Annotated in this window: 6 protein-coding genes; 4 read left to right on the top strand and 2 right to left on the bottom strand. The window is 66.7% G+C overall.

The genetic code is table 11. The features are described 5' to 3' along the window. Positions 1-98 precede the first annotated feature (98 nt). From IB258_RS25845 to IB258_RS25855, 3 genes are all read left to right on the top strand, one after another. On the top strand, positions 99-1,592 hold the full coding sequence (locus tag IB258_RS25845) for a PAS domain S-box protein (RefSeq protein WP_125473620.1): 1,494 nt from the start codon (positions 99-101) through the stop codon (positions 1,590-1,592). Between the two features lie 245 nt (positions 1,593-1,837). Then, positions 1,838-2,857, top strand: coding sequence for a biotin synthase BioB (gene bioB, locus IB258_RS25850; protein ID WP_054452235.1), 1,020 nt, complete (start codon positions 1,838-1,840; stop codon positions 2,855-2,857). Beyond that, the gene (locus IB258_RS25855; RefSeq protein WP_175213130.1) at positions 2,854-3,729 is read left to right on the top strand and encodes an EamA family transporter; all 876 of its coding nucleotides are present in this window, start codon (positions 2,854-2,856) and stop codon (positions 3,727-3,729) included. Before bioB ends, IB258_RS25855 begins: the two co-directional genes overlap by 4 nt. A 16-nt stretch (positions 3,730-3,745) precedes the next feature. Here IB258_RS25855 and IB258_RS25860 read toward each other — a convergent pair whose 3' ends face one another. Both IB258_RS25860 and IB258_RS25865 read right to left on the bottom strand, forming a co-directional pair. Further along, positions 3,746-5,128, bottom strand: coding sequence for an MFS transporter (locus tag IB258_RS25860; RefSeq protein ID WP_054451570.1), 1,383 nt, complete (start codon positions 5,126-5,128; stop codon positions 3,746-3,748). Between the two features lie 86 nt (positions 5,129-5,214). After that, complete coding sequence (locus IB258_RS25865; RefSeq protein WP_054451571.1) at positions 5,215-5,718, bottom strand: peroxiredoxin; 504 nt, start codon at positions 5,716-5,718, stop codon at positions 5,215-5,217. A 245-nt stretch (positions 5,719-5,963) separates the two neighbouring features. Here IB258_RS25865 and IB258_RS25870 point away from each other — a divergent pair, with 245 nt between their 5' ends. Further along, on the top strand, positions 5,964-6,386 hold the full coding sequence (locus tag IB258_RS25870; RefSeq protein WP_175163597.1) for a hypothetical protein: 423 nt from the start codon (positions 5,964-5,966) through the stop codon (positions 6,384-6,386). Positions 6,387-7,245: the final 859 nt, after the last annotated feature.

The raw sequence follows: 7,245 nt of genomic DNA on the forward strand, positions 1-7,245 counted from the left end.
GCCCCCTACGCTCAGACTCGTCCATTTCGCCATCTGGACAGCCTTTCAGTGCGCCTTCATTCTCTTTGCGTCGTGCCCTGCGAAAAGAAGAGGACTACGTGACCGCGAACGCCGCCGCTCCCCATCCGCACCGCCAGCATCTGCAACGCATCATCGCAGGCCTGAACGAAGGCATCATCCTGCTCGAAGCGGACGGCGCCATCGCCTGGGCCAATGCCAGCGCGCTCAAGCTGCATGGCACCGATAACCTGGATGAACTGGGCGGCACGCCAGCCGGCTACCGCAAGCGCTACAGCCTCAGCTACCGCAATCATCACCGCGTGCCAGCGCGCCAATATCCGCTGGACCTGCTGGCCGCGGCCGAGCCGTTCGACGAACTGCTGCTGGACCTGGAACGCAAGGACGATGACGCGTTCCTGCGCAACATACGCGCCAGCGGCCTGAACCTGGACGGCAGCGACGGGACCGACTACCGCGTCCTGATCCTGCATGACCAGACTGAGCAGATCAATGCCGAAGTACGCTTCGAGCGCGCCTTCGGCGCCAATCCCGCGCCCGCCCTCATCTGCCGCCTGTCCGACCTGCGCTATGTGAAGGTGAACCAGGGCTTCCTGGAGATGACCGGCTATGCACGCGACGCCATCGTGGGCAGGTCGGCCTATGAGCTGGACGTGCTGGACGGCGGCGACGACAAGGACAACGCGATCGCCAGCCTCAACGAGGGGCAGACCATTGCGCAGCGCGAGGGCGTGTTGAAACTGGCGGACGGCAGCGTGAAGTTCGTCATCGTCGCGGGCCAACCCATCGACATGCAGGGCGAGCCATGCATGCTGTTCACCTTCATCGACCTCGAGGCCCGCAAGCGCACCGAACTGGCCCTGCGCGAAAGCGAGGAACGCTTCTCCAAGACATTCCGCCTCGCGCCCGTGCCCATGGCCGTCTGCGAGGGCGAGACCCTGCTGGCGCTGGACCTGAACGACGCTTTTGCCACGGCCGCCGGCGCCTCTGCGCAGGACGGCATAGGCCAGACGCTGACCGGATTGGGGCTCCAGCTCGCCGAAGATCTGGAGGCCAGCCTCAAGCGCGGTGAAAGCGCCCGCAACCGCGAGGTGGCATTGGCTGCCCGGGACGGCAGCCGGCTGGATTGCCTGCTGTCGGCCGAACCCGTGACTATCGGCGGGCAGCCGCGCGTACTGCTGGCGGTCCAGGACATCACGGAACGCAAGCGCTCCGAGGCGGAACTGCTGACGGCGATCGAGGCCGTCATGCAGGACACTTCCTGGTTCAGCCGCAGCGTCATCGAAAAGCTGGCGCAACTGCGTGAGCCGGCGCCCGCCACCCGCGACGTGGCAGAACTGGCGCAGCTCACTTCCCGCGAACGCGAGGTGCTGGGCCTGATGTGTCAAGGCCATGACGACGAGGGCATTGCCCGGCAGTTGAAGCTGTCGCGCAACACGGTGCGCAACCACGTGGCCACGATCTACAGCAAGATCGGCGTGCACCGCCGCAGCGCGGCCATTGTGTGGGCGCGCGACCGCGGCATCACCGGGCATGAACAGGCGCAGACGCGAAACAAGCGCGCCAAGGGCTGACACCCCCCGACTATTTACAATTTGATTCAAAATAAACGACTGCCCGGCGTCCCCGAAGATGTGCGCCACTTAGAAGTCGACGCCCCTCAAAATCTTCCATTTCCCACAAAAATCACAGCAACAGGCCGTTAATTTCGGCCACGCAGCCTGCATTGCGCAAACCCTGCGCAGCTTCTTACGATCCGCCGATCCTGCCCTTGCCCGACAAGCGGCGCGATCCCCGCAAGACCGAAAGGAGCCCATCCGTGCAGACCGCCTACATTCCCGTCCCGACCGTCGCCAAACCGACCGCCGCCCCCGCCTGGAGCGCCGCCGACATCATGGCGCTCTACGAGTTGCCGTTCATGGATCTGGTGTTCCGGGCGCAGCAGACGCACCGCGCTCATTTCGATCCCAACGCCATCCAGCTGTCCAGCCTGCTGTCGATCAAGACCGGCGGCTGTCCCGAGGACTGCGCCTACTGCCCGCAGTCCTCGCACTACGACACCGGCCTGGACGCCGACAAGCTGATGCCCCTGGCGGACGTGGTGGCAGCGGCCCGCAAGGCCCAGGAAGGCGGCGCACAGCGCTTCTGCATGGGCGCCGCCTGGCGCAGCCCCAAGCCGCACCACCTGGAGGCGGTGGCCGAGATGGTCAGCGCGGTGAAGGCCCTGGGCCTGGAGACCTGCGTGACGCTGGGCATGCTGCGCGAGGGCCAGGCCGAACAGCTCAAGAGCGCGGGCCTGGATTACTACAACCACAACCTCGACACCTCGCCCGAGTTCTACGGCAAGATCATCTCCACCCGCACCTACCAGGACCGGCTGGACACGCTGGACCGGGTGCGCGACGCCGGCATCAACGTGTGCTGCGGCGGCATCGTCGGCATGGGCGAATCGCGCCGCGAGCGCGCCGGCCTGATCGCCCAGTTGGCCAACATGGAGCCCTATCCCGAGTCCGTGCCGATCAACAACCTGGTGCAGGTGGAAGGTACGCCGCTGGCCGGCGTCGAAGCCCTGGACCCGTTCGAGTTCGTGCGCACCATTGCCGTGGCCCGCATCGCCATGCCGCGCGCGGCCGTGCGCCTGTCCGCCGGCCGCGAAGCCATGGATGACGCGTTGCAGGCCCTGTGCTTCATGGCGGGCGCCAACTCCATGTTCTACGGCGACGCCCTGCTGACCACGGCCAATCCGCAGATGGAAGCCGACCAGCGCCTGCTGCAGCGCCTGGGCATGCGCATCGACGCCGCCCAGCACACGCACCACGACGCCACGGCATGCCGTTGACTCCCGGCCTCCTCTACCTGCTGGCCAGCGTCGCCTGCAGCGTCACCGTGGCCGTGCTGCTGAAGCTGGCGCGGCGCTATCAAGTCGACGTGCGCCAGGCCATCGCCATGAACTATGCGGTGGCCGCCCTGCTCTGCTGGGCCGTGCTGCGCCCGGACCCGGCGGCGCTGCTGACCCCACAGACGCCGTGGCTGGTGCTGGCCGCGCTGGGCGTATTGCTGCCCAGCGTGTTCCTGGCGATGGCGGCGGCCGTACGTCATGCCGGCATCGTGCGCAGCGACGCGGCGCAGCGCCTGTCCCTGTTCATCCCGCTGCTGGCGGCCTTCCTGCTGTTCGGCGAACCGGTAAGCGGCCGCAAGCTGGCCGCGACCCTGCTGGCCGCCAGCGCCTTGTACTGCCTGCTGCGCCGCGCCCCCCGCGCGCAGACGCCGGGCGAGGACACGGCCGCAAGCAGCCGCGCCATGTGGCTGTGGCCGCTGGTGGTCTGGGTGGGGTATGGCGTCATCGACATCCTGTTCAAGCAGATGGCGCGCGCGGGCACCGCTTTCGCGGGCGGGCTGCTACTGGCCTTCCTCGTCGCCGGCGTGCTGATGCTCTGCTACCTGCTGTGGCGCCGGGTGCGCTGCCAGCTTCGGCACCTGGCCGCGGGTGCGGCGCTGGGACTGGCGAACTTCGGCAACATCCTGACCTACATCCGCGCGCACCAGTCGCTGCCCGAGCACCCCGCGCTGGTGTTCGCGTCCATGAACATGGGCGTGATCACCCTGGGCACGCTGGTCGGCGCACTGGCCTTCCGCGAACCGCTGACCCGGCTGAACCTGCTGGGCATCGCGCTGGCGCTGGCTGCCATCGTGCTGATGGCGCCCTGGTAAGGACGCGACCCCGGCCTCAGGTGCCGGTGCGCCTCTGGCGGCCGTCTTCAGCCGCGTCGTCCGCCACATCCGCCGCGGCATCGCCAGGCGGTTCCGCAGCGGGCGGCTCAGTGGCTGCCACGGGCGCCACTTCGGGCTGCACCATTTCCATGGCGATGTCGGTTGCAGGATCCACGCGCGGATCCAGCACCGCCGCGGCGGGCGAGCTCTGCAGCGTGTCCGGCATGGGCACGAAATGCGTGGGCGCTTCTTCCACCTGATGCGCGCCGGTGACGCGCGTGGGACGCACATGCCAGACCAGGATCAGGGCGCAGGCGGAGATGAACACGTAGTACATGCTGGGGCCGGCCAGGGACATCAGCACCCCGGCAATCATCGGCCCTACGCATGCACCGACCCCGTAGGTCATGAGCAGCACGGCCGACAGGCTGACCCGGCGCTCGGATTCCACGTGATCGTTGGCGAACGCCGCGCCCAGCGGGTACAGCGTGAACTGCAGCACGCCGAAGACACAGGACATGGCCACCAGCGCCCAGTACGGCAGCACGATCCAGCCCCACATGACCACCGGCAGCAGCACCAGCAGCAGCGCATTGAAGCGGATCAGACCGGCGCGGTTGATGCGGTCGGAAAGCCAGCCCATGGGCCATTGCGACAGCAGGCCGGCGGTCACTGCGGCGGCCACGAAAATCGCCGCCTGCGAGGTGGACAGGCCATGCTTGGCGCCATAGACGGCCGCCAGGCCATAGAACGCGCCGGAAAGGTTGCCGGCCACGAACAACACCGTCATCGACAGCGGCACGCGCCGCATGAAGAAGCGTATGTCCAGCGGCGCCGGCAGCGGCGTGGGCGGGTGCGAGCGCGCGGTGACGGCGATAGGCACCAGGCACAGCACCAGGCACATGGCCACCAGCGTCAGCGGCCGCAGGTCCAGCGTGGCATAGGCCGTCAGGGCCAGTTGGCCCAGCACGGTGCCCAGGCCGGACACGACCATGTAGACGGAGAAGACGCGCCCGCGCTGGTGATTTTCGGTCTGCTCGTTGAGCCAGCTTTCGATGACCATGAATTCGGTCACCATCACGATGCCCGAAATGACGCGGAACACCAGCCACAGCGGCATGGATTCGACCAGCGTCTGGGCCAGGATCATGCTGGTGGCCACCGCCGCACAGGCGACGAACGCCCGGATGTGGCCCACGCGGATGATGAGTTTGTGCCCCAGGCGGGCGCCGCACACCAGGCCCAGGTAGTAGCCGGCGATCAGGGCGCCGATCCACACCTCGCTGACAGACTGCGCTGTCAGCCTGAGCCCCATATAGGTGTTGAACAGACCCGTGCCGATGAGCATCAGCAAGGTCGCGAAGTAAAGCGACGAAAAGGAGGAAATGGTGGCGAGCATGGCGTCGGCAACCGCTGCTGGCGGCAGCGCAACAGGCCGCGAAAGCGGCCCGCTGCGCTAAGCGGTAAAACAGGAACTGCGTGGGATCAGACTTGCGACAGCATCGTGGCGGCGTCGCTGACTTCGAACTTGCCGGGGCCTTCGACGTTCAGCTGCTTGACCACACCGTCGACGATCAGGGCCGAGTAGCGCTGCGAGCGCACGCCCATGCCGCGCTGGATCAGGTCCAGCTCCAGGCCCAGTTCCTTGGTCCACAGGGCGGAACCGTCGGCCAGCATGCGGACCTTGCCTTCGGTCTTCTGCTCGCGGCCCCAGGCGCCCATGACGAACGCGTCGTTGACCGACACGCACCAGATTTCATCGACGCCCTTGGCCTTCAGGGCCGCAGCCTGTTCCACATAGCCCGGCAGATGCTTGGCCGAGCAGGTGGGCGTGAAGGCGCCCGGCAGGGCGAACAGCGCAATGGTCTTGCCGCGGGTCAGGTCGGCGACCTGGAACGCGTTGGGGCCCAGCGAGCAGCCGGCGGTTTCGGTTTCGATGAATTCGGTCAGGGTGCCGTCCGGCACGCGATCGCCGACTTTGATCGTCATGTAGATCTCCAGGAGGAATAGGGGCAATGCATTGGGGCAGGAGCGCCCCACAGGCTCCATCATAGTTCCTGCGCGGCCGCCTTGCTGGCCAGCCAGCGTCAGGGAAAGAAAGATGCACAGTCTGAAACGACTCCACACCAAGGCTACACGGGCGCGAAACGGCTGATTGCCATAATGTTGTGGTTGCAATCACCGCCCGCGCACGCCGCGCTGCCGGCTGGCGGGCATCTAGCGGAGATTCATCGATGCGCAAGATCTTGACCGGCCTGGCCCTGGCGCTGACCTCGGCCGCCACGGCCTGGGCGGCTCCCGATGCCGCCGAACAGGCCCAATACGACTCCTTCGTCATCGCAGCCGGCGCCTCCAACGGCGCCGCCCGCGCCTGCGGGGCTTCCGAACCCGATCTGGCCCAGCACCAGGCCACGGCCCGCAAGAACCTGCTGCAGTATGCGCAGGAATATGGCTTTCCTTCGGGCGGGTATGACGGGCTGTTCCAGAAAGGACAGGCGCAGGGAACGGCGATGATGGAAGAGATGAAGCGATCGGGGGTGGACGGGTGCCGGGGGGTGTTGGGCGGGTTTCAGGGGGAGAGGGTGATGGAGTATGAGGATATGAAGAGGGCGTTGGCGGAGGTTAGTGATGGGTTGCCGGGGGAGAAGGCGCAGTAGCAGGTTCTGTTTCTGTTTCTGAAGGTTCAGGTTCTTGAGACGCCAGTCGCGGCGGCGGGGCCAGAGGCGCGGGGCAACGATTGCGGTCCGGAGCCTTCGCTCCGGACTTCCCCTTCGTCATCTTCGTCACCGCCTTCGGCGGTTCCTTCAGATTCCCTCGGGCTTATCGACGCCCCGCGCCTCTGGCCCCGCCGCCGCGACTGGCTCTGCTGGTTGAAACTTCCTGGCCCCGAGGACGAACGGTGTGCTTAGGGTTCTCGCCGCCGGTGGGGTTTGGCGATGGATCTTGCGGGGCCCGCCCCCGGCCGGCCGCGCGGGCGGCCTCTGGGGGCTTACGCGGTGTCTTGCGATTCCCGATGGCGCTGCGCGCTGGTGGGGAGTGATCGTGGATATCACGGGCACTTTTTCATGACGGCCCATCAAAGCCCGTTGACAAGTCAATCGCCACTTGAACTCCAAAGCCGGATGGGTGGCGCGCGTACGGGTCTTCATGCGCAAACGGCTGCCCGCCGCGCGCCACCCATCACCGCCCCTCCCCCCTGACGGCGACGCCAGAAGAAATCCAATCGAGGCATGCGCGCCAGCGATCACAATCACACTTCAAATAATGACGTATGTATTAATCGGCCGCCCGCGCGGCCGATTAATACGGGCAGCCCAAGACTCTCCGCCGACCACAGCTCTAGCAACGCAACAAGCCAAGACGCACGCAGCCCGTCGGCGCGGGCGGCGTGGCGGCTCGCAACCTCGATGCGCCCGAGGGAATCTGAAGGAAAGGCCGAAGGCCTTGACGAAGATGACGACGGGGGAGTCCGGAGCGAACGCTCCGGACCGCAATCGTGGGCGCGAGCCGCCACGC

This window comes from Achromobacter sp. ACM02 (assembly GCF_014851605.1).
Taxonomy (GTDB): Bacteria; Pseudomonadota; Gammaproteobacteria; order Burkholderiales; family Burkholderiaceae_B; genus Achromobacter; species Achromobacter aegrifaciens.